The sequence below is a fragment of the Massilia sp. BKSP1R2A-1 genome, from assembly GCF_050586525.1.
GTDB lineage: Bacteria > Pseudomonadota > Gammaproteobacteria > Burkholderiales > Burkholderiaceae_D > Telluria.
The window spans coordinates 96,396-121,334 of sequence record NZ_JBOBRE010000017.1; the positions used below are offsets into that span (position 1 = coordinate 96,396).

Below are 24,939 nucleotides of genomic sequence, written 5' to 3' on the forward strand. Positions count from 1 at the left end.
AATCAGGAGAAAACATGAAAGTACGTTTCAACAGTGTCGTCAAAGTGCTGGGCGTGGCCGCCGCGCTGGCCTGCGCCTCGACGGCATCGGCCCAGTCGGCCGGCCAGATCACGGCGAAATTCGGCCTCAACCAGCTGACCCCGAAGGTCGAGAGCGGCGACATCAGCGCGCCGGCCCTGCCGGGCTCGAAAGGTGATGTCGACAGCGACATCCAGCCGGTGATCGTCCTCGCCTACGGCCTGACCGACAACATCTCGCTCGAGACCGCCCTCGGCACGCCGTACAAGCACAAGATCTATGGCGCGGGCGCGATTGCAGGCACCGGCCAGCTCGGCACCGTGGAAGCGCTGCCGGCGACCCTGTTCGCCCAGTACCGCTTCGGCGCACCGACGTCGACCTTCCGTCCCTTCGTGGGCCTGGGCGCGACCTATGCCTACTTCATGAAGGAACGCGGCTCGGCCAAGATGACCGCCGTGACCAACCCGGGCCGCGGCGTGCCGACCACCTTCAGCATCGACAACAAGTTTACCTACACCCTGCAGACCGGCGTGGCGGTGAACTTCAACGAGAAGTGGTTCGCCGACGTGACCCTCAACAAGGCCCGCCTGCGCACCGACGTGCACTTCTCGACCGGCCAGACCCAGCACATGAAGCTGGATCCGGTCTCGGTGATCCTGGCCGTCGGCTACAAGTTCTGAACAGCGTTTCGCTTCTTTCGAAGGCCCGCCTTGTGCGGGCCTTTTTCTTTATATGTCGAAAACAGTCTTGCGCGGCGCGCTGTGAATCGCCGGGCAGCGGAGCCCTACAATCCTTGCAAGCCCTACCCAACAAGGATCACGACATGCATCACTCCACCGCCCCCGACATTTCGCCCGGCATGGTGCGCCTGCTGGCCATCTCCGCCGGCCTGATCGTCGCCAGTCTCTATTATTCCCAGACCCTGGTCGGCCCGATCAGCGCCGCCACCGGCCTCTCGCTCGAGACGGCGGGCCTGATCGTCACGCTGACCCAGATCGGCTACGCTCTCGGCCTGGTCTTCATCGTGCCGCTCGGCGACCTGCTGGAAAACCGCCGCCTGGTCTTCGTCGCCCTGCTGGCCACCAGCGCCGCCCTGGCCCTCGCGGCATTGAGCAGCAGCGCCTGGATGTTCCTCGCCGCTTCGCTCGGCATTGGCCTTGGTTCCGTCGCGGCGCAGGTGCTGGTGCCGTTTGCCGCCCACCTGTCGCGCGAGGAAACGCGCGGCTACAACGTGGGCAAGGTGGTCAGCGGCCTGCTGCTCGGGATCATGGTGGCGCGTCCCGCCGCCAGCCTGATCGCCGACCATGGCGGCTGGCACCTGGTCTTCGGCCTCGCGTCCTGTGCAATCCTGGTGCTGGCCTTTGTCTTGCGCAGCAGGCTGCCGCAGCGCGTGCCCGCGCACCAGCTGGGCTACGGCCGCCTGATCGGCTCCCTGTGGACCCTGTTCGCAACCACGCCCGTGCTGCGCCGCCGCGCCGCCTACCAGGCGGGCCTGTTCGGATCGTTCAGCCTGTTCTGGACCGTCACGCCGCTGGTGCTCGCAAGCCCGCACTTTCACCTGTCGCAGACCGGAATCGCGATCTTCGCCCTGGTCGGCATGGCCGGCGCCATCGCCTCGCCGGTGGCGGGACGGCTGGCGGACCAGGGCCATACCTTGACCGCAACCGCCGTCGCGCTGGCGCTGGGTGTGATCGGCTTTGCGTTGCCGCTGTACGAGCCGGCTTCGCGGATGCTTTCCATCGGCATCCTGGTGGTGGCTTCGATCGTGCTGGACATGGCGGTGGCCGCCAACCTGGTGCTCGGCCAGCGCGCCATCTTCACGCTCGGCGCGGAGGTACGCAGCCGCCTGAACGGCATCTATTTCGCGCTGATCTTCAGCGGCGGCGCGCTGGGCTCCGCAATGGGCGGCTGGGTCTATGCCCACCACGGCTGGCATGGCGCGCTGCTGGCCGGCATGGCCTTCCCGCTGGCTGGCCTGGTCTACTGGTTCAGCGAGATCGCCGGCCGCCCGGCTGCTTTCGGCAAGGCCTGAGGGCGGACTTCAGCGCATGCCGGCGCGCGCCAGGTGCTCCGCCAGCAGTTCGACGAAGGCGCGGATCTTCTGCGATCCGCGCCGGTTTTCCTGGTACACGGCATACATGGCCACGTCCATCGGTCCCGGATTGACGTCGTAGTCGTCCAGCACCTGCACCAGCCGGCCTTCGCGCAGGTCGGCGTGCACCACCCACTGCGCCAGCATGGCCACGCCCAGGCCGGCGATGGCGGCCTGGCGCAGCACATCGGCATTGTCCGCCTGGACCACGCCCCGGATCGGGATCTCTTCGATCGCCGCGTTGGCGTCATCCTTGGGGCGCAGGCGCCAGCTGCGGCGGTTGTCGGTGAAGCTGAACTGCAGGCAGTCGTGGCGCGCCAGCTCGGACGGCTCGCGCGGCGCGCCATGGCGCTTGAGGTAGGCGGGACTGGCGCACAGCACCCGCTCGTGCGCGGCAAGGCGGCGCGCCACCAGGCGGCTGTCCGGATCGATGCTGCCGATGCGGACCGCCACGTCGATCGACTCGTCGGCCAGGCTCACCGTCGCATTGCTCAGGCACAGGTCCAGGGTCAGGCGCGGATGGCGCACCCGCAGGTCAGGCAGGATCGGCGCGATGTACTGCGCGGCGAAGGCCGGCGGGGCCGCGACCCGCAGCATTCCCTTGACCTCGTCGCCGCGCTCGCTCACCGCATCGTCGGCGGCCTCGAGCTGTTCGAGGATGCGCTGCGCGTCCGCATGGTAGCCGCGTCCCGCTTCGGTCAGCGTGACGCTGCGGGTCGAGCGGTTCAGCAGGGCCACGCCAAGACGCTCTTCCAGGGCGTCGATCACGCGCGTGACCGAGGAGGTGGCGACGCCGAGCTGGCGCGCGGCGCTGGAGAAGCCGCCGGTGGTGGCGACGGTGCAGAAGGTCTTGAGTTCGGCGAAGCGGTCCATGGGATCCTGGCTAGGTACAGGCAGCCCATCTTTTCACACAGCGCGCGATGTGACAAGATGGCGCGTCCCTATCATAGGAACGGATTCTTCATGAGAAGACTGGCATGGGCATTGGCCGCCGCCATCGCAGGTGGGGTGCTTTTCACTTGGATAGCCGGCTCGACCCTCATCGCTGTCAACCAATATCCGCTGGCGGCGCCGGATGCGACGCTGCGCACCGTGACGCTGGCGACCAGCAATGGTCAGCCGGTCGAGGGCTGGCTGCTGCCCGGTGCGGGCAAGGGCGCGCTGCTGCTCCTGCACGGCATCCGGGCCGACCGCACGCAGATGCTGGCGCGCTCCCGCTTCCTGCAAGCCGCGGGCTATACCGTGCTGCTGATCGACCTGCCCGGGCACGGCGCCAGCCCAGCGCCCGCCATCACCTTCGGCCTGCGCGAAGGTGTGGCCGTGAAAGCGGCGCTGGACTACCTGCGCCGGGACGACCCGCGCCGACGCGTGGGCATCATCGGCGTATCGCTGGGCGCGGCATCCTATGTACTGTGCGCGGACTGTCCGCCTGCGGACGCGGTTATCCTGGAGTCGATGTATCCGACCATCGAAGATGCGGTGCTTGACCGCCTGCACATGCGGGTCGGCGTGCTGGCGCCTGCGCTGTCGCCGCTATTGCTTGCACAACTACCGCTGCGGCTCGATATCGATCCAGCGCAGCTGCGGCCAATCGCGCGCATGCCGGCCCTGGGGGCACCGGTCCTCATCGTATCGGGAGACGCCGACCTCCACACGACGATCGCCGAGACCCGGCGCATTTTTGATGCCGCGAAAAGCGAGAAGGCGCTATGGGAAGTGCCCGGGGCGGCGCATGTGGATTTACATCGCTTCGCGCCTGCCGAGTACGAGCGGCGCGTTCTCGACTTCCTGGGACGGCATTTGTAGGGTGTCTCGTGGGCCGGATCATCGTGCAAACGCGCCATCACGGCGTCACCACAATGAAAAAAGCCCGCGCAAGCGCGGGCTGAAGGTCACACCAGAGAAAAGATCAGAACTTGTAGCGCAGGCCGGCCAGGTACTCACGGCCGGTGACGTTGTTCACCACCACGCTGTTGCGGGCGCGGCTGATGAACTGGTCGCTCGGTTCGTTGGTCAGGTTGATGCCTTCCAGCGTGAACTCGAGGCGCTCGTTCCACTTGTACGAGAGCGACAGGTCCACGTTGAAGGTCTCGTTCTTGCCCTCGACGTCGTTGTTGTTCTGGCCCGGCACCCGGGTCAGGAAGGACGAACGCTTGGCGCCGGAGACGCGCGCGCTGAACTTGCCGTCGTCATAGTAGAAGGTGGCGTTCCAGGATTTCGGCGACAGGTTCAGCAGGTCGTCGACGATGCGCTCGCTGCTGGTGGCCGATACCGCGTACTCGATCTTCGAGCTGACCTTGGTGTAGTTCAGCACCGTGCCGAAGTTCCTGCCCCAGCCCGGGAGGAAGGTGAAGGGCTGCTGGTAGTTGATCTCGAAGCCTTTCAGTTTACCGCCGTCGGTATTGATCGGGGCGGTCACCTGGAACACCTCTTCGCCGGTGAAGTTCGCCGGCAGCAGCGACAGCGGCAGGCCGGTCTCGCGGAACGGCATGTTGTTGCGCAGCGACTGGATGTAGGTGTCGATGTTCTTCTGGAACAGGCCCAGGCCCACGAAGGCGTTCTTGCCGAAGTAGTACTCGAAGCTCGAATCGAAGGTCTTCGCGCGGAAGGGTTTCAGCAGCGGGTTGCCGGTGTTGATGGTCAGGGTGCCGGTGGTCGAGATGGTGCCGCCCGGCGACAGGAAGCCCAGCTGCGGACGGGTCATCACCTTGGCCGCGCCGAAACGCACGATGAAGTCCCGGGTCAGGTTGGCCGCGATGTTAAACGAGGGCAGGGTGTCCTTGTAGTCGTGGTTGACCTGCACCGCGGTGCCGCCGCCCGCCGCCTGGTAGCCGATCGCTTCCAGTTCGGTCTTCACGTGGCGCACGCCGAAGTTGCCGCGTACCGGGATGTCCCACAGGTCGACCTTGAACTCGCCCATCAGGTAGAAGCCGTCGTCGCGTTCGGTGACGGTGCGGTTGTTGCCGCGCGCATTGCCGTTGGTGATCGAGGACAGGGTGAAGTCGCCCGGACCGCCGGCGGGGCCGGCCTTGATGCAGTTGCAGTAGATGTCGTAGGCGGCCGCGATGGCGGACAGGTTCGGGATCACCCAGCCGCTCACGTTGCCCTGGCCGAAGCCGGTCACGGTCGTGCTCAGGCCCGCGCTGCCGGCGGGCGGGGCGAAGATCGTGTCGTTCTGGTTCACGCGGCGGAATTCATACGTGTCCGACTCGTACTTCTTGCGGTTGATGCCGCCCTTGAAGGTCAGCTTGTCGCTGGCTTCCCAGGCCAGGTCGAACTGGCCGACGTCGTTGACGTTGGTCGCGCCCTGCGGACGGATGCGGATCTCGCTGGTGGTGGTGTTCGGCACCGTGGTCGGCTGTGCGCCGCTCGCTACCCGCGGCACGCCGACGATGCCGAGCGCGCCGTTGGCGGCCATCGGGTCGAAGGGGTAGCCGATGATGGCGGCGCGGGCGTCCTGGCGGAAATCCAGGGTGTAGCCGTTGACGTTGAGCGCATCCAGGGTGACGGTGGTCTGCACCGGGTTGCGGAACTTCGAATTGGCGCGGCCGACCTTGGCGCTCATGCTCCAGCTGTCGTTGAACTTGTGCTCGAGGGTCAGGGTCGGCTGGGTGAAGGTGGTATTCAGCTCGTCGTAGCGCGACTCGGCGCGCACGTCCACGCCGTTGTACTTGCCGTAGAGGAGGGCGCCGTTGGGCGCGTACTGGGCCTCGACCACGCTGGTCTGCGGCTTGCCGCCCTGGCTGGCGCTGCGGCTGAAGGAGATCGCTTCCAGGAAGTCTTCCTGGCGGGTCGCGTCCAGCTTCGAGTACAGCATGTCGAAGGTGAGCAGGGTGCCGCGTTGCGGACGCCATTGCACCGAGGCCGTCAGGCCCAGGCGGTCCTGGTCGTGGGTCAGGCGGCCGTAGCGCGGCAGGCGCGGGTGGAAGTTGTTCGGGTTGCTGGCCGCGTTGTAGGCGTCCGTGGCAGCTTGCGATGCGGGCAGGCGCGGCACGCCTTGCGCGGCCGGGCCGCAGGTGGTGGCGGTGGAGTTCGCCGGGTTCGCCGCCACGCCCTGCGGTGCGCACCAGCCGCCCGAGGACGGGCCGTTGTCCCAGCGGACGGTACTGAAGCCGTCTTCCAGCACGCGGCGCTTCGAGAAGGCGCCCGAGACCAGCACGCCCAGGGTGCGGTCCATGAAGGTGTTCGACAGCATGAAGGCCACGCGCGGGTCGACCTTCTCGGAGCCGTCGTTGTACTTGCCCTTGGCCGCGATGGTGGCGTTGAAGCCTTTCAGGTCGAAGGGACGCAGGGTCTGCAGGTCGACGGTGGCGCCGAGCGAGCCTTCGTCGACGTCGGCCGAGGAGCTCTTGCGCACGGTGAGGGAGCTGAACAGCTCGGAAGCGAAGACGTTGAAGTCGAAGCCGCGGCCGCGGTTGGTGCCGCCAGAGCTGTCGGTGCCGCCGGTGGTGGCGAGGCCCTCGATGCCGTTGATGCGCACGCGGGTGAAGTCCTGGCCCAGGCCGCGCACCGTGATGTTGCGGCCTTCGCCGGCGTCGCGGTCGATTACCACGCCCGGCACGCGCTGCAGCGACTCGGCCAGGTTCGTGTCGGGGAACTTGCCCATGTCCTCGGCCTTGATGACGTCGACGATGCCGTTGTCCTGGCGCTTGGCGTTCAGGGCGCTCTCGAGCGAGGCGCGCAGGCCGCTCACCTGCACGGTCTGGATCTGCTGGGGAGCGTCCGCATTCTGGGCGAATGCGGGGCCGACGGAAAGGATCGAAACCGAGGCGGTGCCGAGCAGGCACGCGGTGAGTTTGCGCAAGACTACACGCTGCGAACGTTGTTTCATGCTGTCTCCATGCGTTTTTATCAGGGCTTGCCTGCCACTGTGGCGTTGTATTTATCTGGTCAGGCCGGTTTGTGGATTCTAGACCAAATTTTGCCATTTTGGTCAGACCACTCCAAAATAAATACGAGGATTGGTCTGACCTGCTCTGAAGACTGCTTGCTGCCTATTACTTAAGAGAGAGTCGTGTTGTATTTCTTACCCGCAATGGTTACGTTCTCGAGCGTGACTGCGGTGGCGTTGTGCAGGAACCAGGGCTGGGCGCCGTTTTTCGGGGTGCCGAAATCGGAGTCGCTGATGCGCACCCGGGTGATCGGCGGGATCGCAACGCCGGCAGGGCCGTTGTAGCTCGAGGCCACGGGACCCAGCAGCACGAAGGCCTGGTAGCAGGAGAAGCGGCCGTCCTTCGTCTGCACGTCCTTCGTGCGCACGCCGCGGATGTCGATGTCCGAGACCTGCGGCGGACGGGTGCGCACCGCGTCGTCGCCCGGCACGTAGTCGCAGTCGATGGTGACGATGGCGCCGGCGGTCGAGGCGACCTGCTGGGTGATTTCCTTCGCGCCTTCGAGCGGCTTGTACCAGGACGGCTCGATCTGCACGCCGTTCGGAATCGTCACGTCGCGTACGTAGAGGTGGCGCAGGAAGCCGCCGCGGTTCATGTTCGTCTTCAGGCGGATCGCCGTGTTCAGCGGATCCTTCGCCCAGTGGACGTTGCGGAACTCCAGCTGGCGCGCGTAGACGTGCTCGATGCCGCCCGCCATCTCGCTGCCCAGGGTCACGCCGCCGTGGCCGCTGTTCATGATGCAGCGCTGGATCACGATGTTGCGGGTCGGGCCGAACTGGGTGTCGAGGTTCTTGCCGGCCTTGATCGCGATGCAGTCGTCGCCGTTGTTGAAGGTGCATTCCTCGACCAGTACGCCGTCGCAGGCTTCCGGGTCGAAGCCGTCGCTGTTTGGCCCCAGGCTTTCCATGTTCACGCCGCGGATCGCCAGGTCGCGGCAGTTCACCGGATGGTGCAGCCAGAACGGCGCCGCGTTCACCTGGTAGCCCTGCATCAGGACTTTCGTGCAGCCGATGAATTCGATCATGCAGGGACGCAGGAAGTGGCCGCGGCCGAATACGCGCCTGGCGACCGGCACTTTGGCTTCCGACAGGGCCGGCAGGTAGCGCGAGTCGGTCTGCCAGCCTTCGCCCTCGATCAGCGCACGCTGTGCCTGGGGCAGGTTCGGGGCGACCTGCGCCAGCGGCGCGTTCACCGGGTTCGGCGCGATCTCGGTGCGGATGCGCGCCGGCTTGCCGCGGCCTTTCCAGTCCCACCAGCACTCGTCCTTCTTGTGCTCGAAGGGCACGCCGCCCTGGCCGTTCAGGATGCTGGTCCAGTCGGCGCCGGTGAGCGCGATATTGGTCTGGTTGTAGGCATACACCATGGGCGAGTAGTTGAGGACATCGTTGCCCTGCCAGCGCGACAGGGTCAGCTTGCCGTTGGCGCCGCAATCGAACTCGCCATGGCGTGCATAGTGTTCCGGGTTGGCGGAGAAATGCACGCGCGCGCCGGCGGCCAGGTGCACGTGCACGTTCGACAGCAGCACGATCGGGCCGGCGCAGTACCAGTCGCCGGCCGGGATCACGACACGGCCGCCGCCCTTGGCGTTGCAGGCCTTGATCGCCTGCGTGATGGCGGGGTGGGCGTCGGGCGAATCGGGGGCGGGCGTTTGCAGGGTGCCGTTGACGAGCGAGGCGGTCTGCCCGCGGGTTGCGACCATGGAGCAGGGCTGGGCGCCGTAGGCCGTGATCGGGAAGTCTTCTTCGCGGAAGCGCTGCGGCGTGGCGAAGCGCGCGACGATGTCGTCGGCGCGCTTCCACGGATCGTCGCCTGCGGTGCTGCCGGACTGGGTGGCGCAGCCCGCGCCGCCCAGCAGCAGGCCGGCGGCGGGAACGGTGCGCAGGATGGCGCGGCGTCTGGGTTGGAAGTGCATCGTGGCCCCTTTACTGCTGTCGCGCGAGGGTCACGCGCACCGGATTGCCGGCGCGGGCGGCGGCGTCCTGCAGGTACTTCTGCCACTGCGCCAGCGAGGTGATCTCGCCGGCGCGGCTCCAGGCTCCGCCGGCGTAGTAGCGCAGCGGCTTGCCGGACGTCGCCTTGGCGAGGATCAGTTCGTTCAGGTTGTCCTGGGCGAAGCCTTCCGCGCCCGGGATCACGACCGCGGTGCCGAAGGCGTCGTTGCTCTTCTGCTCGACCCACTGCAGCAGCACCGCGCCTTCGCGCTTGACGGTGACGTTCGGATCCTGGTTCTTGTCGCTCGGGTTCTTGTTGAGGCCCACCGCCACGGTGATCGGCTCGTTGCCCTCGTACTGGAAGGTAGAGTCGATGCGGTCCAGCTGATGGCCGGCGTCCACGGTGAAGCGCTTGATCTCGCTGACCTGCTTGCCGGCCGCATCCCAGGCTGCGTAGTGCAGCTCGAAGATCGCGCGCACCGGGCCGTTGGCCAGGACTTTCCACGAGGCGTAGTTCACGCCCGTGTAGAGCTGCTTGCCGTCCCACACGCCGGTGCCGCCGGCGCCGCGCGACTTGCCGACGTTGTACATGTCCATGCCCTCGCCCTCGTCCTTGTGGTAGTGGTCATGGCCCTTGTTGTACCAGCGGTCGACGATCGGGTAGGGCACGCGCTTGAACCACAGGTCCAGGCCACTGGTCACCAGCACTTCCTTGGTCACGCCCGCGGGTGCAGGCGCGGCCAGGGCGGGACCGTAGGTGCGGTGGGCGATCTTGTCGTTCTCCCAGCCGAAGTCGTCGAGGCGTTCCGGCACGTAGCGTGCAAACGCCTTGACCGGGAACACCGGCGCCACGGTGTCGATCTTCTCGACCGTGAAGCTGGCGCTCTTCTCGCCGGCGGCGAAGTTGTGCTGGAAAATCAGCTCGCCGTAGGCGGCGCCCACGCCCTTTGGATCCTTGGCCAGCGGCGCGACGTTGGTCACCTGGTAGGGCAGCACATTGCCCCTGGCGTCCTTCACCGCGATCTTCTGGATCAGGGCGCCCGGCAGGGCGGCGTTGACGTCGCTCCAGGGGATGGCGACGGTTTCAGACGGACGGGCGATGGACAGGTCGTGCTGGACGGTGACGGCCAGCTTCTCGGCGGCATACGCGTTCAGGGATGCGGTCAGTACAGCTGCAAGGATCAAACGTTTCATGTGTTCAGTCGCCTTTCAGTGGTGTTCGCGGTAGTCGGTCTTGCCGCCCTTGGGCATGTAATGATACGTGCGAACCTTGTGCTGGACTTCGAAGGCCGGATTCTTGACCAGCCTGATGATCTCGGCGCCGGCCAGCAGCATCGGGCCATAGCCGTGCAGCGCGTGCACGCTGGTCGGACGGTTGTAGTAATAGACCATGTCGCCGGCCAGCGTGGTGCCGACGCAGGTGCCTTCCACCTCGCCCTTGGCGGTGATGCGGGTGCTCAAGCCTGCCCAGCCGGCCTGCGCGATCGAGCCGTAGGTGGTCGGGCTGACCCAGCCCTGGTTGACGGCGTGCGCGATCACGTAGGTGAAGATGGCGCTGGCCGAGGTCTCGAGGTAGGAGTCGTTGCGGTCGATCATCTGGTGCCACAGGCCCGTACCCGACTGCAGTTCGGCGATGCCCTTGATGGACGCGCGCAGCTGGTTCAGCACCTTGTCGTAGCCCGGGTGGTCTTTCGGCAGCACGTCGAGCAGGTCGGACATGGCCAGCACCGCCCAGCCGTTGGCGCGCGCCCAGTAGAAGCGCGGCGCGTCCTGGTGGTTGGCGTGCCAGCCGTGGGTGTACAGGCCCAGCTGCGGATTGAACATGCGGCTCGTCATGCCCATCACGTTGTTGACGGCGTCGTCGAAGTGCTTGCGGTTGCCGGTCATGCGGCCCATCTCGGCCAGGGCCGGGATGCTCATGTACATGTCGTCGGCCCACAGCGAGACTTCCTGTGGACGCTTGCGCGCCATGGTGCCGTCCTCCAGGCGGAACTGCTTGTTGATGACCCAGTCGCTGCAGGCGTCGATCATGGGTTTCAGGTCCGGGCCGACGTTCTTCAGGCGCGCGCGGATCAGGGCGGCGCACATCGAGCCGGAATCGTCCAGCGAGCGCGGATCGAGGAAGCGGGAGAAGCTGTTGGCCCGCTCGAGGTGGAACTTCTGTTCCTGGGCGCGGAAGTAGGGGAGGGTCTGGGAGAAGAACTGGAAGTGGCGCTGGGTCATCGCGGTGAAGCCCTGGTCGCCGGTCGCTTCCGCCGCCTTCAGCAGGCCCGAGTGGACCACGCCCATCTCATAGACCTGGATGCCGTAGTCGCCCGCGCTGGGCTCGAAGATCGCATCGGCATTCGGCGTCTTCAGGTCGAAGATCTGGTCGCCGGTCTTCCGGTTGATGATCCGGGTCGGCGTCGCGCCGTTCATGTAGTCGCGGATCAGCTTCAGCTGGCTTGTCACCTCGGCCACCTGCGGCATTTTATAAGGCACCGGATAGCTGCCCTCGGCCGGGTCCTTCAGGTTCTTGTTGTCCGGGTTGCGGTACTGGCCGCCCTGGGCCAGGGCGGGGCCGCAAGCGAGTGCGCAGCCTAAAAGGGTGGCGAGCGAAGCTGCCAGCATGGTCGTCTTCATATGTCTCCGTCCGGTGTTGTTGTCTGATTACTGCACCACCTGCTTATTGGTCAGGCCATTCTAATTTGGTCGGGCCAAAATCGCAAGGTGGACTAGCCACTGCGAGATGTTGTATGGCATACTGAAAAAGAACCTACCGACCAGGGCAACACATCATGAACCAAGACCTTCCGCGCACCATCCGCATGCAGGCCAGCGACAATGTCGCGATCGTCGCCAACGACGGCGGACTGCCCGCGGGCACCGTCTTCCCCGACGGCCTGACCCTCGTCGAGGGCGTCCCGCAGGGGCACAAGGTGGCGCTGGTCGACTTGCTTGAAGGCGACCCCGTGATCCGCTACGGCGTGACGATCGGCTTTGCCGCCGGCCCGATCCCGCGCGGCAGCTGGGTGTCGGAGCGCGTGCTGCGCATGCCGGCCGCCCGTTCGCTCGACGACCTGCCGATCGGCACCCACGCGGTGACGGCGGCCCGGGACCTGGAAGGCTATACCTTCGAAGGCTACCGCAACAAGGACGGCTCGGTCGGCACCCGCAACATCATGGCGATCACCAGCACCGTGCAGTGCGTCTCGGGCGTGATCGACTACGCGGTCAAGCGCATCAAGGAAGAGCTGCTGCCGCGCTACCCGAACGTCGAGGACATCGTCGCGCTCGAGCACGTGTACGGCTGCGGCGTCGCGATCGACGCGCCGGGCGCCAGCATCCCGATCAACACGATCCGCAACCTGGCCCGCAACCCGAACTTCGGCGACAGCGTGATGGTGGTCAGCCTGGGCTGCGAGAAGCTGCCGCCGGCCCGCCTGTTCCCGGCCGGCGCGATCCCGATCGGGAATGCCGAACCGTCGGTGGTGACCCTGCAGGACCAGAAGCACGTCGGTTTCATGTCGATGATCGACTCGCTCATGGCGACCGCCGAGCAGCACCTGCAGGAACTCAATGCGCGCCGGCGTGTCACCTGCCCGGCGTCGGATCTCGTGGTCGGCGTGCAGTGCGGCGGCAGCGACGCCTTCTCCGGCGTGACCGCCAACCCCGCCGTGGGCTACGCCACCGACCTGATCGTGCGTGCCGGCGGCGCCGTGATGTTCTCCGAGGTCACCGAGGTGCGCGACGGCATCGACCAGCTGACCGCGCGCGCTGCCACCCCGGAAATCGCCCAGGCGATGGTGCGCGAGATGCAATGGTACGACGATTACCTGGTGCGCGGCGGCGTCGACCGCAGCGCCAACACCACGCCCGGCAACAAGAAGGGCGGCCTGTCGAACATCGTGGAAAAAGCCATGGGCTCGATCGTCAAGTCGGGCACCACGGCGATTACCGGCGTGCTCTCGCCGGGCGAGAAGCTGCAGCAGAAGGGCCTGATCTACGCCGCCACCCCGGCCAGCGATTTCATCTGCGGCACCCTGCAGATGGCCGCCGGCATGAACGTGCACATCTTCACCACCGGCCGCGGCACGCCCTACGGCCTGGCTGCCGTCCCGGTCATCAAGGTCGCGACCCGCACCGAACTGGCGAACCGCTGGCACGACCTGATGGACGTGAACGCCGGCCGCATCGCCAGCGGAGAGGCTACTATCGAGGATGTGGGCTGGGAGCTGTTCCGCCTCATCCTCGACGTGGCAAGCGGGCGCAAGACCTGGGCCGAACACTGGAAACTGCATAATGCGCTGGCGCTGTTCAATCCGGCGCCGGTGACCTGACCAAACATATTGTTGTCCGTAGGGTGGTCGGCAGAGCCGACCACCCTACGAGATCAAGGAGCTCTAGCAATGACTGAAGCCGCAAAAGGCAAACCCTTCAAATGCATCCTGCTGACCGGCGCCGCCGGCGGCCTGGGCAAGGTCCTGCGCGACCGCATCAAGCCCTGGGCCGAGGTGGTGCGCCTGTCCGACGTGGCCGACATGGGCGAAGCGCGCGAGGGCGAGGAAATCGTCCAGTGCGACCTGGCCGACAAGGAAGCCGTGATCAAACTGCTGGAAGGCGTCGACGCCGTCCTGCACTTCGGCGGCATCTCGACCGAGAAGCCTTTCGAGCCGATCATGCAGGCCAACATCCTGGGCGTGGCCAACCTCTACGAGGCGCTGCACAAGGCCGGCACCCGGCGCGTGGTGTTCGCCAGCTCGAACCACGCGATCGGCTACCACCATGTCAACACGGTGCTCGACGCGAACTCGCCGACCCGCCCGGACAGCTACTACGGCCTGTCGAAGGTCTTCGGCGAGCAGATCGCGCGCTACTACTTCGACCGCTTCGGCATCGAGACCGTCTGCATCCGCATCGGCTCGAGCTTCCCGGAGCCGGCCAACAAGCGCATGATGAGCACCTGGTTCTCCTACGACGATCTCACCGAGATGCTGCGCTGCTCGCTGTTCGCGCCGCGCGTGGGCCACACCATCATCTACGGCGTGTCGGACAACGACAGCGTCTGGTGGGACAACCGCCTGGCCTCGCACCTGGGCTACAAGCCGAAGGACAGCTCCTCGAAATTCGCCCACCTGTTCCCGGACACCTCGGCATTCCCGGACAAGGACGACGTCACCACCATGTACCAGGGCGGCAAGTTCCTGCTCGACGGCCCGCAATACTGAGCGCCGATGCCGACTCCCGTGCTGGAACGCCTCACCCTGCGCAACGACCGCCTGGTGGCGGAAGTGCTGCCGCAGGTGGGAGGCGGACTGGCGCGGCTCGACTGGCTGCGCGGCGAAGAGCGGGTGCCGCTCCTGCGCGGCCTGCCCGAGGACTTCCCCGGCATGCCGCTCCCTGGCCAGCTGGCCTGCTTCCCCCTCCTGCCGTGGTCGAACCGGATGTCGCCCACGGGCTTCGCATTCGAGGGCACTCAGTACGTGCCCCTGCCGAACCGCGAAGGCGAGCCTTGCCCGATCCACGGCGACGGCTGGCAGCAGCGCTGGCGCGTCGCGGCCCACCATGACACCTCCCTGACCCTGAGCCTGGACCGCTGGGACGCCGCGCCCTTCGCCTATACGGCCGAACTGCGCTACACCCTGGCTGACGATGCGCTGCTGATTGAACTCGGCGTGCGCAATGCGGGCCGCAGCGCGCTGCCCTTCGGCCTGGGCCTGCATCCCTGGATGCCGGATCCGCAAGGCGCGCGCTTGCAGGCGGGTGCGCGCAGCGTGTGGATGGCCGGCCCGGACAAGCTTCCGCTGGCGCGCCAGGACATTCCGCTTCCATGGCGGTTCGACAATCCATCGTCCCTGCCGCAGGATGGCGTCGATAATGTGTTCGAAGGCTGGCACGGCGATGCGCGCATCGCCTGGCCGGGGCGCGGCGTGGCGCTCGGGGTGGCGGCCGACATGGACTATTTCATTCTCTATGTGCCGCAGGGGCGCGACGTGTTCTGTTTCGAACCCGTCGACCATCCGGTCAATGCGCACAACCTGCCGGGCCAGCCCGGCCTGACGGTGCTGGCCCCTGGCGCCACGCTGCGCCGGCGCTGCGTGTTCCGCGGGGAAGCACTATGAAGCTTTTCATCTCCGGCTTGTTCCTTGTCCTGCTTGCTACGGGCGCCTGGGGGCAGACGCCCTACAACGCGGAGACGACCTACCGCAAGCTGGTCCGCGACTATCCCTTCATCCGCATCGCGGGCAGCGAAGCGCCGGCATCGGTCCAGGTGCGCAAGGACCTCGTCTATCTGCAGCACCCCGGCATCGCCCTCGGCCTCGATCTCTACCTGCCGCAGCCCGGCGCTAAGCCCGGCGCGAAGCCGGCGCCGCTCGTGATCCTCGTGCACGGCGGCGGCTGGGCCAGCGGCGACCGCACCGGCATGGCGCCGCTGGCGGCGCGCCTGGCCGCGCGCGGTTTCGCCGCCGCCACCGTCAGCTACCGCCTGTCGGGACAGGCCCGGTATCCGGCGGCCATCACCGACGTCAGGGAATCCGTGCGCTGGCTGCGCGACAATGCGGCCGGCTTCGGCATCGACCCGGCGCGTGTCGCCATCTCGGGCGCCTCGGCGGGCGGGCAGATCGCCTCGCTGGCGGGAATGCTGGAGCCGCAGGCGATCCGCGCCGTGATCAACATCGACGGATTGTCGGACTTCACCACCGAGGAAGCGCGCAGGCACGAGGACGATCCGAACAAGAAGCCCTCGGCGGCGGGCGCCTGGTTCGGCGGGCGCTATTCGGAAAAGGAAGCATCGTGGCGCGCGGCCTCGCCGATCACCCACGTGGGCAAGGACAGCCCGCCGCTGCTCTTCATCATCAGCGGCGTGCCGCGCTTCTCGGTGGGACGCGAGGCGATGGCGGCGAAGCTGGCCTCCTTCGGCATCGCAAGCGACACGGTCGCGCTGCCCGGCTCCCCGCATTCCTTCTGGCTGTTCGACCCCTGGGTGGAGCCGACCGTGGACGCGATGGACGCTTTCCTGCGGCGCACGCTGCGCGCTCTGCCGTAGGTGGCCGGCGTCGCCGGCCACCTACGAGTAGTTACTGCGCTGCGCCGCCTGAACGTACACGATACCAGGCGAGCCCGATCAGCTCATACGTCGCATACCAGGAGCGCCGCATGCCTTCGGCGCTGGGCACCCATGCGTTGATGCTGGTGGCCCTTCCGCCGAGGAAGAGGGTGGGCGCGTCGACGACGTCCATTCCCGCGCGCCTGAAGGCGGCATTCGAACGCGCCATGTGCATCGCGTCGGTCACCAGGAGGATGCGCGTGATGCCCTGCGCGCGCAGCATGGCGGCGCTGAAGGCCGCGTTCTCGGCGGTGTCGCGCGAGCGTTCCTCGACCCATGCAACCGGGACGCCGAAGTCCTCGCGCAGCGCGGTCGCCATCGCGTCGCCGAAGGAATAGTCGAGGTCATTGCCGAGGGGCTTGCCGGCGAAGCCGCCGCTGACGAGGATGGGCAGGCCGGTCGCCCGCTGCAGGTGGGCCGCATAGCGCAGGCGCGCCAGGGCCACGTAGTCGGGGATGTCGCGGCCGCCGTATTCGGGCGCCTCGCGCACCTGGCCGGCGGCGAGGACCACGATGGCCTGGGCGCCGGCCTGCTTCGGCGCGGTCAAGGGGGTGGTCATGTTCTCCAGCGGCGTCACCAGCAAGTCCGCCACCGCCGTCATGCTCAGGAGGGTGAGCAGGGCGAAGCCGGCGCCCGCGACGACGCGGCCGGCGCGCGGCCGCCAGCGCCGGACGACAAGGCCGAGCACGACCAGCAGGAAGAGGTTGGAAGGCGGCAGGATCAGGCTGCGCGGGATCGCGTTGATCAGGTCAAGCATGGGTGTCGTAGTCGATGTGGGCCGCCAGCTCGTCCGGCGTCCCCTTGGGGAAGGAAGTTTTCAGGTGATCTAGGAAGGCGGACACGCGCGCGCTCAGCAGGCGGCGCGACGGGTACAGGGCCCATAGTGCGATCTCGGGCGAGTCCGCATCGCCCCAATGCGCCAGCCTGCCTTCGGCCAGGTCGCGGCTGACGAGGGAAACGGGCAGGCGGCCGGCGCCCACTCCCATGCGTACGGCGTCGCGCACCATGATGAGCGAGGACAGGGACAGCCTTGGGTCGGCCGCGATGGCGGGTGCATCCTTCAGTTTCCATATCGTGGCGCCGGCGCCGTCGCGCACGACCGCAGGAACAGGCGCGCCGTCTGCGGGACGGGCCAGCGCCGGACTTGCAACCACGACCAGGCGGTCGCGCAGGAAGATCCGTCCCACCAGGGTCTCGTCGGGATCCGGATTGACCCGCAGGACCAGGTCGTAGCCTTCCTCGACCATGTCCACGACCCGGTCTTCGGTCGTGACTTCCAGCTTTACTTCCGGATGCTTCAGGGAGAAGCCGGCGGCGAGCCGGCCCATGGCGGTCTGCGCGAACAGCAGCGGCGCACTGATGCGCAGGCGTCCGCGAGGCTGTTCCCCGCCGGAGGCAATGCTTGCCGCGGTCTCGTCGATCTCGGTGAGCAGCACCGACGTGCGCGCGTGCAGCGCCCTCCCTTCCTCGGTGAGTTTCAGGTTGCGCGCGCCGCGCTCGAACAGGCGCAGGTCGAGACTGCGTTCCAGTTCCGCGACGCGGCGGGACAGGGTTGCCTTCGGACGGCCGGACAAACGCGCGGCCCGGCCGAAGCCGCCATGCCTGGCCACGAGGTTGAAGTCGACGAGTGCAAGAAGATCCATATGTTTCACCCATGAGACGGTGTGTCCAAGTATAAGGGCTATCGGTCCGCCTGTGGGATCAATACCATGGACTCACCTTTTCAACCACCACAGGAGAACACCATGACCATGCTCGTTACCGGCGCAACCGGCCAGATCGGCCGCCAGGTCGTCCAGCAACTCGTCCAGCGCGGCGCCAAGGTGCGCGCACTGGTGCGCAATCCGGCGAAAGCCGACTTCGCCCCGGGCGTCGACGTCGTGCAAGGCGACCTGCTCGACCCCGACTCCCTGCGCAACGCTTACCAGGGCGTATCCACCCTGTTCCTGCTCAATGCCGTCGCACCGGACGAATTTACCCAAGCCCTCGTCGCGCTGAACCTGGCGAAGGAGGCCGGCATCGAGCGCCTGGTCTACCTCTCTGTCATCCACAGCGACCGTTACCTCAACGTGCCGCACTTCGCCGGCAAGTACGGGGTCGAACGCGTGATCGAAGACCTGGGCTTCAGCGCCACCATCCTGCGTCCCGCCTACTTCATGGAGAACGATGCGACCGTGCTGGACGTGGTGCGTGAATACGGCGTCTATCCGATGCCGATCGGCGGCAAGGGCCTGGCAATGATCGCGACAAGCGACATCGCCGAGATCGCGGCCGTCGCGCTGCTCCATCGTGAGGAAGCGAGCCGCCCCATGCCGCTCGAGCGCTACAACCTGGTCGGTCCGGACTCCCTGACGGGCGAGGACGTTGCCCGGATCTGGGCCGAGGTCCTGGGACGCCCGGTCGCCTACGGTGGCGACGACACCGCTGCCTTCGAACAGAACCTGCGCCGCTTCATGCCTGGCTGGATGGCCTACGACATGGGCCTGATGGCAGCGCGTTTCCTCAGCGAGGGCATGGCCCCCGAAGCAGGAGACGTCGGGCGCCTGACCGCGCTGCTGGGCCGTCCGCTGCGCAGCTACCGGGAATTTGCGGCGTCCATCGCCTGAAAGGAGAGCCATCATGATCTATTCGACCGCCACCGTCCCTGTGAATCCCGCGGGCGACACTCCCTTGACCCGCGAGCAGGCGTGGGCCGGCCTTATGCTGAAGGCGCGTGACGCGCGTCTCTTCCTGCCCCAGGGCTTGTGCACCCGCTGCGACGTGGTCGAGGAGAGTACGACCCACTTCGTGCGCGAAGCGACCATCGGCGGCGCCGACCTGCGCGAGATCGTCGTCTTCGAGCCAGGCTACAAGGTCAGCTTCTTCCAGGCCGGCGGCCCCCGCGAAGGCGTCATCGTCAATGAGCTGTTCGAGGACGAGGAGGGAAGCCTGCAGCTGCGCTTCTACTGCTACCTCGGCCTGCGCGGCAGGGCGCCGGGCGGGCCGGAAGAACAGGCCGAGCAGGCCATGATGGACAGCGACAAGGGTTATCGCGCGGCGTTGCTGTCGACCCTGGAGCGCACCCGCGCGCTGCTGGCCGAAGGACGGCTTGCCTGACGGCGGCGTGCATGCGGTGGGTTTCCGGCTGCCGGTCAGGATTTCACGGTATGCTTGCGGATCAACGGGGAGACAGGAATGAAGCGAACACTGCTTGCTGTTGCAGCCGCCGCGCTGCTGCTTGCCGGCCAGGCCGGCGCACAAGGACTGGCCGGACGGGTGGCGCCGCCGGAAAACGAAGTCATCGCCATCTTCGAGCAGGCCGGCATGCGCGAGGTCAGGCCGCATGTCCTGACGCCTGCGGAGCGCATCCGGATCGACGCGGCGCTGGCCGCACTGCCGTCCCTGCACCGTGGCATCCTGGAGAAAAAGCTGCGGCGCCTGAGTTTCGTCGACGGCATTCCCGGACATGGCACCGGCCTGACCTCGAAAGTCGGGGATTCCGGCCAATTCGACATCACGCTGCGCGCCAGCCTGCTGGCGGAATCCCTCGGCGATTTCCTGAGCACGAAGGAGCGCCGTCTCTTCGGGGCCGATGGATCGGGGCGCATCGTCACCGTGGAGGCAAGCGGCATGGATGCCCTGGGCTATGTACTGCTGCACGAGGCGAGCCATGTGGTCGACTCGGCCCTTGGGCTCAGCACGGCGCCGGGCAGCCCTTTCGTCTCCGGTATCTGGGAGGATCGCACGGTCCTGGCGCCAAGCCTGTCCGGTTCGCCCGCGGCCACGACGCCATTCAGGCGCGCGCCCCCGGTTCCGCTCGCCCGTGCCGACGAAGTCTACGATGCGCTGGCGCGCACGCCTTTCGTGAGCCTGTATGCGACGGCGGCGGCGCCGGAAGACGTGGCGGAACTCATGACCTGGCACGACATCGCACGGCGCGGCGGCGCGCTGGTGATCACGCTCAGCGACGCCGCCGGCAAGCAGATCAGGCGCTACGAGCCGCTGGCCTTCCCGGCCGTGAAGGCCAGGATGGAGCGGGTCGGCCGGCTGCTGCGCGAAGCGGGCTGACTCAGGCCTGCAGGGTCGTATTGAACACCTTGCCCGCGATGGTCACGTTGCGCAGGACGACGTTCTTCACGTTGAAGGTGTAGATCGGCTGCGCCGCATTGACCGGCGTGCCGAAGTCGCAGTCGCTGATGGTGACGTCGCGGATCGGCAGGATCTCCACCGGCTTGTCGCCGTTGTAGTCGAAGGCGACGGGGCCGAGCAGCAGCACTGCCTGGTAGCAGGACCGCGGTCCATCGCGGGTTTCGACGTTCCCCACCTTCACGCCCGAGATGTGGATGTGTTCCACCACGGGCGGGCGGGTGCGCACATTGTCGGCGTTGGGCGCGTAATCGCAGTCGAAGGTGATGACGCCTCCGGCGCCCGCCGCCACCGACTTGGGGGGAATCGGTCCGCCGGGAATCGGCGTGTAGAACTGGGGCTTGAGGTTTACGCCATTGGGCATGGTGACGTTGCGCACGTAGAAGTGGCGCAGGAAGCCGCCGCGGTTCATGTTCGTCTTGAGGCGGATCGCGATGTTCAGCGGGTCGCTCGCCCAGTGCGCGTTGCGGAACTCGATGTCCTGCGCATACACGTGCTGGATCCCGCCCGACATCTCGCTGCCCAGCGTGACGCCGCCATGGCCGCTGTTCATCACGCAGTGCTGGATCACCACGTTCTGGGTCGGACCGAACTGGGTGTCGAGGTTCTTGCCGGCCTTGATCGCGATGCAGTCGTCGCCGCTATTGAAGGTGCAGTTCTCCACCAGCACGGTGTCGCAGGCTTCCGGATCGAAGCCGTCGCTGTTCGGCCCGAGGCTGTTCATGTGCACGCCGCGGATCGCGAGCATGCTGCAATTGACCGGATGGTGCTGCCAGAACGGCGACTGGTTCAACTGGTAACCCTGCAGCAGCACGTTCGTGCAGCCGATGAATTCGACCATGCAGGGACGCAGATAATGGCCGCGCCCGAACACGCGCTTCGCCACCGGCACGCCCGCTTCCGACAGGGTCGGGAGGTAGGCCTCGTCCGTGCGCCATTTGTCGTTTTTCCCCTCCATGAGCGCGACCTGGGCATCGCTCAGGCCGGGCGCCACACTCCTGATCGAGGCAGGATTCAAGGGATTGACGGCGGTCTGCGCTTCCTGCTGGCGCGGGCCGGCCTTGCGCTTGCCCTTCCAGTCCCACCAGGTGTCGCCGTTCGCCTGCGGCACGCCGCCCTGGCCGTCGAGGATGCTGGTCCAGTCTTCGCCGGTGAGGGCGATATTGGTCTGGCCGTAGGCGTAGACCATGGGCGAATAGTTGAGAACGTCGTTGCTCTGCCAGCGCGAGATGACGAGTTTTCCGCGCTCGCCGCAGTCGTAGTCGCCGTATTTGGCGAAGTCCTCGGGATCGTTGCTGAAGTAGACGTGGGCGCCCTTGGCGAGGTGCACGTTGACGTTCGACTTCAAGACGATCGGCCCTTTCACCAGCCAGTTACCGGCCGGGATCAGCACGCGCCCGCCGCCGGCCTTGCTGCAGGCCGCGATCGCCGCGGCGATGGCCGCATAGCAGTCGGTGGCGCCGGGCGCCGGCGTGCTGACCTGGGCCGGCTCGTGGTGGGCCGCGAAGCCGCTCACCTGGATCGCGTCGCAGGCCTTGGCGCCATACGCGGTGATCGCGAAGTCGCGCTTCGGGAAGCTGAGCGGCTTCCTGAACTTGTCGATGATGCCCTGGGCGCGGGCCCAGGGATCGTTGTTTGCCGCCGCCAGCGCCGGGGCGCCGACGCCCAGGCCGGCCGCCGAGACCGAAGCGGCGCGCAGCAGTGCGCGGCGTCGTGGGTTGATCTGCTTGATTGCCATGGTGTCTCCGTGCTGTCGTAGGTGCGAAAAAAAGCGCCGGATGGGAGCAGGCCCACCCGGCGCAAGCCACAGTCCAGGAGGGACTTAGAAGGTGTAGTCCGCGCGCACCGTGAAGGTACGGCCGATCGGCTTGGCGACGTTACGTGCGAACACGACGCGCGACGAGAGGCGCTGGTTCGACAGCGGCGGATCCTCGTCGAACAGGTTGTTCACGCCCAGGCCGAGTTTCAGCTGCTTGTTGACCTTGTAGCTGGTCGACAGGTTGTAGACGCGGTACGGCGCGATGCGGTTGAAGAAGGGCTGGCCCGGCTTCTGGGTCGGCAGCGCGTTGGTGTCTTCGTAGCTCGAGGCGTACTGCTGCGTCAGCTGGCCGAAGAAGGAACCGTAGGACCAGTTCACGCGCGCCTGGTGCTTCCACTTGAACACATAGGTGTTCGACGCGGTCGCGCCGGTGGACAGGGCGCCGTTCTTGCCGACGCTGTCGAACCATTCGCCGCCGGATTCGTTCTGGCCTTCGTACTTGTCGGTGTAGCTGCCGTCCAGCGAGAAGCCGAAGCGGCCCCAGCTCGAGGTCGGATACACGTAGTTCAGGCCGATGTCGATACCCTGGGTGCGCAGGCCGCCCATGTTCAGGCGGGTCTTCGTGATGTACTGCAGGGTGCCGTCCGGATTACGCACGAACAGGTCGGCGTACTTCTCGATGTTGTTGAAGATCGTGTCTTCCGAGACCTGGGCGATGGTGCCGGTCATGTCGATCTTCCAGAAGTCGACGGTGGCCACGAAGTTCTTGAACGGCTCGACCACGAAGCCGACCGTGTAGGTCTTCGATTTTTCCGGCTCCAGGTCCGGGTTGGCGCCGGTGAGCGTGGTCAGGCGGGTGTTGCAGACGCGGGTCGGGTCGAGGTTCAGGCCGGCGTAGCGCGGGTCCGTCGTCAGGGTGCCGGTGCCCGTCACGCCCGGGGTGGCGCTCGGGCAGAGCAGCGGGTCGTCCCAGTTCGAGCTCGACGGGGTCAGGGTGCGCTCGCTGCCGTACAGTTCCGGCAGGGTCGGCGCACGGAAGCCTTTGCTCACGGTACCGCGCAGCATCAGCTGCTTCATGGGTTGATAGCGGAAGCTGGCCTTCGGGTTGACGGTGTTGCCGAAGTCGCTGAAGTGGTCGGCGCGCACCGCGAAGTTCAGGTTCAGCTGTTTCGTCACCGGGGCGTCGAGTTCGGCGTACATGCCGGCCACGCGGCGCGAGCCGCTCGGGTTGCGGCCCGGGGTGCCCGAGACCTTGTAGACGACCTCGTTGCCCAGCATGTTCATGTTCTCTTCGAAGGACTCGCGGTGCCAGTCGGCGCCGACCGCCAGGCCCAGGGCGCCGCCGCCGAGGTCCATCAGGGTGCGCGACAGGTTGACGTCGGCGCCGTAGTAGCGCACATCGGCATTCCGGTATTCGAGGCCGTCGGCCGAGATGCTCTCCAGGTAGTCGCGGCCGGCCTGGTCCTGCGGGCCGAAGGGGTTCAGGATGCCCTGCGCGACGCCCGCGTACAGGCCGGGTGTGCGCACGAAGTTGTCGCGGAAGCCGATGTTGCGCTGGCTGTAGGCATAAGAGACGCCGGCGCGATAGTCCCAACCCTTGATTTGTCCTTCGTCCTGCACCACCAGGCGGTGGTTGAGCTGCTCGTCGTGGGTGGTGACCGCGCCGAGTTCGTCCAGGCTCCAGGTCAACGCCAGGTCTTCGCCGTTCAGGCCAGCCACGGCCGGCACGCCGCCGCTCCCGCCCGGATACCACTTGCTGGCCTTGGTGATCATCAGCGGCTTGCGCGAGGCGGTCAGGCGGTCGTAGTCGGTGCTGGCGCCGAAAGGCTGCGGCGCGTCCGAGGCGTCGATATAGGACTTCGACAGGTTCAGTTCGATGCTCAGGATGCCGCCGTCGCCGTGGGCCAGGCTGGCCTTGGTGAAGATGGTGGCCTGCTGGGCTTCCGGCAGCAGTTCCGGATAGTAGGTCGGATCGGTGATGCAGGTCTTGCCGCCGTTGGCATTGGTGCGGGTCGACGGGATCGTGGTCTGGACCGCGTACGGGGTCACGCAGCCGGCCGCGAAATAGGGATTGCCGGTGATGTTGGCCGACTTGCCGTTGCGGTAGATGGTGAAGTTCGCAGGCGAAGCCGCACCGCCCGAGGTGTTCGGGGTGAAGGGCGTGCCGCCCAGTTGCGCGATCTTGGCCGGGTCGGTGATGTTCGGGCGGTCGCGCTGCAGCAGCGAATCGCGGCGCTGGACGTCGACGGCGGTATAGATGTTCCAGCCCTCGACCGCCAGGTCGCCCTTGCCGGCCACGAAGCCCGCGCGGCGCTGGGCGCCGCCGCCGGATTGTTCCGGCTGCACGGTGCTGGCGCTGGCGGTCACGCCGGTGATCGAGCGCTTGGTGATGAAGTTGACCACGCCGGCGATCGCGTCGGTGCCGTACAGTGCCGAGGCGCCGTCGCGCAGCACCTCGACACGCTCGATGGCGGCCATCGGGATCACGTCGACGTTGACCGAGCTGTCGCCCAGCGCTTCGTTGGCCAGGCGGCGGCCGTTGAGCAGGACCAGGGTGCGGTTGGTGTTCAGGCCGCGCATATTGATCATGGTGCCGCTGCCGCCACCGCCGACCGGCTCGTTGGTCGAGGCCACGGTCAGGGCCACGGCGACTTCCGACATCGTGGTCAGGCCGCGGTTGAGCAGCTCTTCGGCCTTGATGGTGGTGAGGGGGAGGGCGTTCTCGCTGGCGATGCGCTTGATCGAGGAGCCGGTGACTTCGACACGCTGCATCGGCGCTTCCTGCGCCTGGGCGGTGTTCATCAAGGCCATGACCGCGACAGAGACTGCCGACAGAAGGAAGCGCGGTTGGGCCATGCGCGGCCCGGTGATTCGGTTCTGGTGTTTCACTGTGTCTCCTGCTTTGTTTTCGTCAAGCGCGCCCAGGGTCCTCCCGGATCACGCGGGGTGGCGACGATTCTACTTTGGTCTGACCGCTTTCGCAATCTGGACTTGCCAGTTATTTTCTGGTCTGCATGTAAATACAGATTGGTCGG

Annotated in this window: 19 protein-coding genes; 10 read left to right on the forward strand and 9 right to left on the reverse strand. The window is 66.8% G+C overall.

The genetic code is table 11. The annotated features are described in order from the left end of the window. Positions 1 to 14: 14 nt before the first annotated feature. A complete protein-coding gene (locus tag ACQ7JA_RS22170) occupies positions 15 to 698 on the forward strand; it encodes an OmpW/AlkL family protein (protein WP_430901789.1) in 684 nt (227 codons plus the stop codon). A gap of 143 nt (positions 699 to 841) precedes the next feature. After that, entirely contained in the window at positions 842 to 2,050 is a 1,209-nt protein-coding gene (locus tag ACQ7JA_RS22175) for an MFS transporter (protein WP_430901791.1), read from the forward strand. 9 nt (positions 2,051 to 2,059) lie between these two features. Here ACQ7JA_RS22175 and ACQ7JA_RS22180 read toward each other — a convergent pair whose 3' ends face one another. Beyond that, entirely contained in the window at positions 2,060 to 2,983 is a 924-nt protein-coding gene (locus ACQ7JA_RS22180) for a LysR substrate-binding domain-containing protein (RefSeq protein ID WP_430901792.1), read from the reverse strand. Between the two features lie 90 nt (positions 2,984 to 3,073). Between ACQ7JA_RS22180 and ACQ7JA_RS22185 the strand changes: the two genes are divergently transcribed. Next, complete coding sequence (locus ACQ7JA_RS22185; protein ID WP_430901793.1) at positions 3,074 to 3,916, forward strand: alpha/beta hydrolase; 843 nt, start codon at positions 3,074 to 3,076, stop codon at positions 3,914 to 3,916. A 103-nt stretch (positions 3,917 to 4,019) separates the two neighbouring features. Here ACQ7JA_RS22185 and ACQ7JA_RS22190 read toward each other — a convergent pair whose 3' ends face one another. The 4 genes from ACQ7JA_RS22190 to ACQ7JA_RS22205 all read right to left on the reverse strand — a co-directional run bounded on the left by ACQ7JA_RS22190 (position 4,020) and on the right by ACQ7JA_RS22205 (position 11,555). After that, positions 4,020 to 6,941: a TonB-dependent receptor gene (locus tag ACQ7JA_RS22190; RefSeq protein WP_430901794.1), complete on the reverse strand. Its 2,922-nt coding sequence runs from the start codon at positions 6,939 to 6,941 to the stop codon at positions 4,020 to 4,022. Positions 6,942 to 7,111: 170 nt separating this feature from the next. Then, the gene (locus ACQ7JA_RS22195; RefSeq protein ID WP_430901795.1) at positions 7,112 to 8,914 is read right to left on the reverse strand and encodes a glycoside hydrolase family 28 protein; all 1,803 of its coding nucleotides are present in this window, start codon (positions 8,912 to 8,914) and stop codon (positions 7,112 to 7,114) included. A 10-nt stretch (positions 8,915 to 8,924) separates the two neighbouring features. Next, the gene (locus tag ACQ7JA_RS22200; protein WP_430901796.1) at positions 8,925 to 10,127 is read right to left on the reverse strand and encodes a DUF4861 family protein; all 1,203 of its coding nucleotides are present in this window, start codon (positions 10,125 to 10,127) and stop codon (positions 8,925 to 8,927) included. A 15-nt stretch (positions 10,128 to 10,142) separates the two neighbouring features. Then, positions 10,143 to 11,555, reverse strand: coding sequence for a glycoside hydrolase family 88/105 protein (locus tag ACQ7JA_RS22205; protein ID WP_430901798.1), 1,413 nt, complete (start codon positions 11,553 to 11,555; stop codon positions 10,143 to 10,145). Positions 11,556 to 11,710: 155 nt separating this feature from the next. Between ACQ7JA_RS22205 and garD the strand changes: the two genes are divergently transcribed. The 4 genes from garD to ACQ7JA_RS22225 all read left to right on the forward strand — a co-directional run bounded on the left by garD (position 11,711) and on the right by ACQ7JA_RS22225 (position 15,960). Further along, positions 11,711 to 13,252, forward strand: a complete 1,542-nt coding sequence (gene garD, locus ACQ7JA_RS22210; RefSeq protein WP_430901800.1) for a galactarate dehydratase — start codon at positions 11,711 to 11,713, stop codon at positions 13,250 to 13,252. A 69-nt stretch (positions 13,253 to 13,321) separates the two neighbouring features. Continuing rightward, positions 13,322 to 14,140, forward strand: coding sequence for an NAD-dependent epimerase/dehydratase family protein (locus ACQ7JA_RS22215; RefSeq protein WP_430901802.1), 819 nt, complete (start codon positions 13,322 to 13,324; stop codon positions 14,138 to 14,140). Between the two features lie 6 nt (positions 14,141 to 14,146). Beyond that, positions 14,147 to 15,034 (forward strand): aldose 1-epimerase, encoded by an 888-nt coding sequence (locus tag ACQ7JA_RS22220; protein ID WP_430901804.1) that lies wholly within the window; start codon positions 14,147 to 14,149, stop codon positions 15,032 to 15,034. After that, positions 15,031 to 15,960: an alpha/beta hydrolase fold domain-containing protein gene (locus ACQ7JA_RS22225; RefSeq protein ID WP_430901806.1), complete on the forward strand. Its 930-nt coding sequence runs from the start codon at positions 15,031 to 15,033 to the stop codon at positions 15,958 to 15,960. Before ACQ7JA_RS22220 ends, ACQ7JA_RS22225 begins: the two co-directional genes overlap by 4 nt. Before the next feature lie 31 nt (positions 15,961 to 15,991). On the opposite strand, the gene ACQ7JA_RS22230 is transcribed toward ACQ7JA_RS22225, so the two are convergent. Together ACQ7JA_RS22230 and ACQ7JA_RS22235 are read right to left on the reverse strand one after the other, a co-directional pair. Further along, the gene (locus ACQ7JA_RS22230) at positions 15,992 to 16,777 is read right to left on the reverse strand and encodes a YdcF family protein (RefSeq protein WP_430901808.1); all 786 of its coding nucleotides are present in this window, start codon (positions 16,775 to 16,777) and stop codon (positions 15,992 to 15,994) included. Beyond that, the gene (locus ACQ7JA_RS22235) at positions 16,770 to 17,663 is read right to left on the reverse strand and encodes a LysR family transcriptional regulator (RefSeq protein ID WP_430901810.1); all 894 of its coding nucleotides are present in this window, start codon (positions 17,661 to 17,663) and stop codon (positions 16,770 to 16,772) included. Before ACQ7JA_RS22235 ends, ACQ7JA_RS22230 begins: the two co-directional genes overlap by 8 nt. Before the next feature lie 102 nt (positions 17,664 to 17,765). Here ACQ7JA_RS22235 and ACQ7JA_RS22240 point away from each other — a divergent pair, with 102 nt between their 5' ends. From ACQ7JA_RS22240 to ACQ7JA_RS22250, 3 genes are all read left to right on the forward strand, one after another. Continuing rightward, complete coding sequence (locus tag ACQ7JA_RS22240) at positions 17,766 to 18,626, forward strand: SDR family oxidoreductase (protein WP_430901812.1); 861 nt, start codon at positions 17,766 to 17,768, stop codon at positions 18,624 to 18,626. 13 nt (positions 18,627 to 18,639) lie between these two features. Further along, positions 18,640 to 19,116, forward strand: a complete 477-nt coding sequence (locus tag ACQ7JA_RS22245; protein ID WP_430901814.1) for an AtaL-like protein — start codon at positions 18,640 to 18,642, stop codon at positions 19,114 to 19,116. A gap of 78 nt (positions 19,117 to 19,194) precedes the next feature. Further along, the gene (locus ACQ7JA_RS22250; RefSeq protein WP_430901816.1) at positions 19,195 to 20,067 is read left to right on the forward strand and encodes a hypothetical protein; all 873 of its coding nucleotides are present in this window, start codon (positions 19,195 to 19,197) and stop codon (positions 20,065 to 20,067) included. Position 20,068: 1 nt separating this feature from the next. Here ACQ7JA_RS22250 and ACQ7JA_RS22255 read toward each other — a convergent pair whose 3' ends face one another. Beyond that, entirely contained in the window at positions 20,069 to 21,883 is a 1,815-nt protein-coding gene (locus tag ACQ7JA_RS22255; RefSeq protein WP_430901818.1) for a glycoside hydrolase family 28 protein, read from the reverse strand. A gap of 84 nt (positions 21,884 to 21,967) precedes the next feature. After that, complete coding sequence (locus ACQ7JA_RS22260; RefSeq protein ID WP_430901820.1) at positions 21,968 to 24,793, reverse strand: TonB-dependent receptor; 2,826 nt, start codon at positions 24,791 to 24,793, stop codon at positions 21,968 to 21,970. Between the last annotated feature and the right edge of the window lie 146 nt (positions 24,794 to 24,939).

Excerpts from the sequence above, each read along its gene's own strand:
- ACQ7JA_RS22170 (WP_430901789.1), top strand. The coding sequence starts at position 15 with ATGAAAGTACGTTTCAACAGTGTCGTCAAAGTGCTGGGCGTGGCCGCC.
- ACQ7JA_RS22175 (WP_430901791.1), top strand. The coding sequence starts at position 842 with ATGCATCACTCCACCGCCCCCGACATTTCGCCCGGCATGGTGCGCCTG.
- ACQ7JA_RS22180 (WP_430901792.1), bottom strand. The coding sequence starts at position 2,983 with ATGGACCGCTTCGCCGAACTCAAGACCTTCTGCACCGTCGCCACCACC.
- ACQ7JA_RS22185 (WP_430901793.1), top strand. The coding sequence starts at position 3,074 with ATGAGAAGACTGGCATGGGCATTGGCCGCCGCCATCGCAGGTGGGGTG.
- ACQ7JA_RS22190 (WP_430901794.1), bottom strand. The coding sequence starts at position 6,941 with ATGAAACAACGTTCGCAGCGTGTAGTCTTGCGCAAACTCACCGCGTGC.
- ACQ7JA_RS22195 (WP_430901795.1), bottom strand. The coding sequence starts at position 8,914 with ATGCACTTCCAACCCAGACGCCGCGCCATCCTGCGCACCGTTCCCGCC.
- ACQ7JA_RS22200 (WP_430901796.1), bottom strand. The coding sequence starts at position 10,127 with ATGAAACGTTTGATCCTTGCAGCTGTACTGACCGCATCCCTGAACGCG.
- ACQ7JA_RS22205 (WP_430901798.1), bottom strand. The coding sequence starts at position 11,555 with ATGAAGACGACCATGCTGGCAGCTTCGCTCGCCACCCTTTTAGGCTGC.
- garD (WP_430901800.1), top strand. The coding sequence starts at position 11,711 with ATGAACCAAGACCTTCCGCGCACCATCCGCATGCAGGCCAGCGACAAT.
- ACQ7JA_RS22215 (WP_430901802.1), top strand. The coding sequence starts at position 13,322 with ATGACTGAAGCCGCAAAAGGCAAACCCTTCAAATGCATCCTGCTGACC.
- ACQ7JA_RS22220 (WP_430901804.1), top strand. The coding sequence starts at position 14,147 with ATGCCGACTCCCGTGCTGGAACGCCTCACCCTGCGCAACGACCGCCTG.
- ACQ7JA_RS22225 (WP_430901806.1), top strand. The coding sequence starts at position 15,031 with ATGAAGCTTTTCATCTCCGGCTTGTTCCTTGTCCTGCTTGCTACGGGC.
- ACQ7JA_RS22230 (WP_430901808.1), bottom strand. The coding sequence starts at position 16,777 with ATGCTTGACCTGATCAACGCGATCCCGCGCAGCCTGATCCTGCCGCCT.
- ACQ7JA_RS22235 (WP_430901810.1), bottom strand. The coding sequence starts at position 17,663 with ATGGATCTTCTTGCACTCGTCGACTTCAACCTCGTGGCCAGGCATGGC.
- ACQ7JA_RS22240 (WP_430901812.1), top strand. The coding sequence starts at position 17,766 with ATGACCATGCTCGTTACCGGCGCAACCGGCCAGATCGGCCGCCAGGTC.
- ACQ7JA_RS22245 (WP_430901814.1), top strand. The coding sequence starts at position 18,640 with ATGATCTATTCGACCGCCACCGTCCCTGTGAATCCCGCGGGCGACACT.
- ACQ7JA_RS22250 (WP_430901816.1), top strand. The coding sequence starts at position 19,195 with ATGAAGCGAACACTGCTTGCTGTTGCAGCCGCCGCGCTGCTGCTTGCC.
- ACQ7JA_RS22255 (WP_430901818.1), bottom strand. The coding sequence starts at position 21,883 with ATGGCAATCAAGCAGATCAACCCACGACGCCGCGCACTGCTGCGCGCC.